At 79.4% G+C, this 2,225-nt stretch carries 2 protein-coding genes; both read right to left on the bottom strand.

Annotation, left to right across the window (positions count from 1 at the left end; genetic code table 11):
- The coding region (locus ACFXA3_RS30635) for an enolase C-terminal domain-like protein (protein WP_385191913.1) at window positions 1–1,044 on the bottom strand (1,044 nt) is incomplete at its 3' end.
- Window positions 1,035–2,186, bottom strand: coding sequence for a PLP-dependent cysteine synthase family protein (locus ACFXA3_RS30630; RefSeq protein WP_385191915.1), 1,152 nt, complete (start codon window positions 2,184–2,186; stop codon window positions 1,035–1,037). The genes ACFXA3_RS30635 and ACFXA3_RS30630, both read right to left, overlap by 10 nt.
- Between the last annotated feature and the right edge of the window lie 39 nt (window positions 2,187–2,225).

The following is a 2,225-nucleotide window of genomic DNA, read 5'->3' as shown; positions in this document are numbered from 1 at the left end:
CCCGGGGGGGGCCGGCCCGCTGGGGGGGGCCGGCCCGCGGTGCGGGGGGGGCGCGGCGGCCCGCCGGCCCCCGGCCCCCCCGCCGCCCCCGGTCCACGGGTCGGCGGCCAGCAGCAGGTGCCCGTCGAGGTCCACCCAGCGGGCCCGGTCGGCGAGGTGCACGGCGGGGGCGATGCCCAGGGAGCTGGCGGTGAGGCAGCCGAGCATGACCTCGGTGCCGCTGCCCTCCAGGGCCGCGCAGATCCGCAGGGCGGCGCGTACCCCGCCGCATTCGGCGAGCTTGACGTTGACCCCGTCCACCCGGCCGGCCAGCCGCAGCGCGTCCTCGTACGTGACGGCGTCCTCGTCGGCGATGACCGGCACCGGGGAGTCCCGGGCGATGCGGGCGAGCACCTCGGGGCGGCCGGGCGCGACCGGCTGTTCGACGGCCTCGACCCCGAGGGCGGCGAAGGCGGGCAGGAGGCCGCGGGCCTGCTCCTCGCTCCAGGCCCCGTTCGGGTCGAGCAGCAGGCGGGCTCCGGGGGCCGCCGCCCGCACGGCCCCGACCCGGGCGAGGTCCCGGGCCGGGTCGGCGGAGCCGGCCTTGACCTTGAGCACGCCGAATCCGGCCCGGGCGAGGCGGTGTGCGGCCCCGGCGGCCCGTTCGGGCGGGACGATCCCGATGGTCCGGGCGGTCGGCGCGGCCGGCGCGCGCTCGGTCCCCAGCACCCGGTGGGCGGGCCGGCCGGACCGCTTGCCCACCAGGTCCAGTACGGCCGCCTCGACCGCCGCGTACACCGCGGCCGGCGGCCCGCCGGTCCCCAGGCCCGCCCAGGCCGTCTCCGGGTCGGGGAAGCGTTCCAGCGCCCCGCGCAGCCGTGCCAGGTGTGCCGTGATCCGCCGGGCCGGCAGGCCCCGGTACGCGCTGCTCACCGCCTCGCCGTGGCCGTGCAGCCCGTCGTGCTCGACGGTGACGCGGACGGCGTCGCGGCGGGACATCACCGAGCGGGAGATGCGCAGCGGTTCGGCCAGTTCCAGGGGTACGGTGCGCCAGGTCAGCCGCATGCTCCACCGCCTCGGGCGGGCGCGGGCACCCGGGCGGTACGGACGGCCCGGGCGACGGCGTCGGCGGGGCCTGCGGGGCCTGCGGGGTCTGCGGGGTCTGCGGGGCCTGCGGGGTCTGCGGGGTCGACGACGGTCCGGCAGCGCGTCCAGCCGGCCGCGGGTGCCGGCGGGGCCGCCCGCGGGTGGGCGATCTCCTCGGGCCGTACGGCCGGCGTCGCCGCGTCCAGGCCGTGGACGCGGCAGAAGTCGTCGTCGTAGACGGTGCCGAGGTAGCGGTGCGGACCGTCGGGGAAGACGGTCGCGACGACGGCGCCCGGTTCCGCCCCGGCCGCCCAGGCGGAGACCAGCGCGACGGCGCCGGTGCTCCAGCCGCCGCTGACGAAGCCGCTGCGGGCCAGCCGCCGGCAGGCGTCCACGGCCTCGGCCGCACCGACCCAGTGCACCTCGTCGAACGCCTCGTAGGCCACGTTGCGCGGCTGGATGCTGCTGCCGAGCCCGCGCATGAGCCTGGGCCGGGCACGCTGTCCGAAGATCGCGGAGCCGGCGGCGTCCACGCCGATCACGCGCAGCCGGGGCCAGCGGCGGCGCAGCGGCGCGGCCAGGCCCGCGCTGTGCCCGCCGGTCCCGACGCTGCAGACGAGTACGTCGAGGTGGTCCAGGCGGTCGGCCAGTTCGGCGGCCATCGGCAGGTAGCCGGCCGCGTTGTCGGGGTTGCCGTACTGGTCGGGCCAGTACGCGTCCGGCATCCGCCGCAGCAGCTCGCGCAGCCGGGCGAGGCGGGCGGCCTGCCAGCCGCCTTCCCGGGCGGGCTCGCCGACGAGTTCGAGGCGGGCTCCGTGGGCGCGCAGCAGCTGCCGCATGGCCGGTTCGAGTTCGCTGTCGCCGACGAGGACGACGGGGTGTCCGAGGGCCTGCCCGGCGAAGGCGAGACCGAGGCCGAGGGTGCCGGACGTGGACTCCACCACCGGTGCGCCGGGGCGCAGTTCACCCCGGGCCCGGGCGCCGCGCAGCATCGACACGGCCCCGCGCGCCTTCATGCCGCCCGCGCCGAGGCCTTCGAGTTTGGCCCAGAAGCCGGGGTGGGGGTGCGGCAGCGCGGTACGGATGCGGGCGAGGGGGGTGTGGCCGACGAGCGCCAGCAGCTCGGGGTGGGCGGCGGGCGGGGCGGCGGGGGTGCCGTC

The sequence above is a fragment of the Streptomyces sp. NPDC059456 genome, assembly GCF_042750055.1.
Classification (GTDB): domain Bacteria; phylum Actinomycetota; class Actinomycetes; order Streptomycetales; family Streptomycetaceae; genus Streptomyces.
Note: the sequence above shows the minus strand (reverse complement) of the source record. Positions and strands in the feature narration are given on the sequence as shown.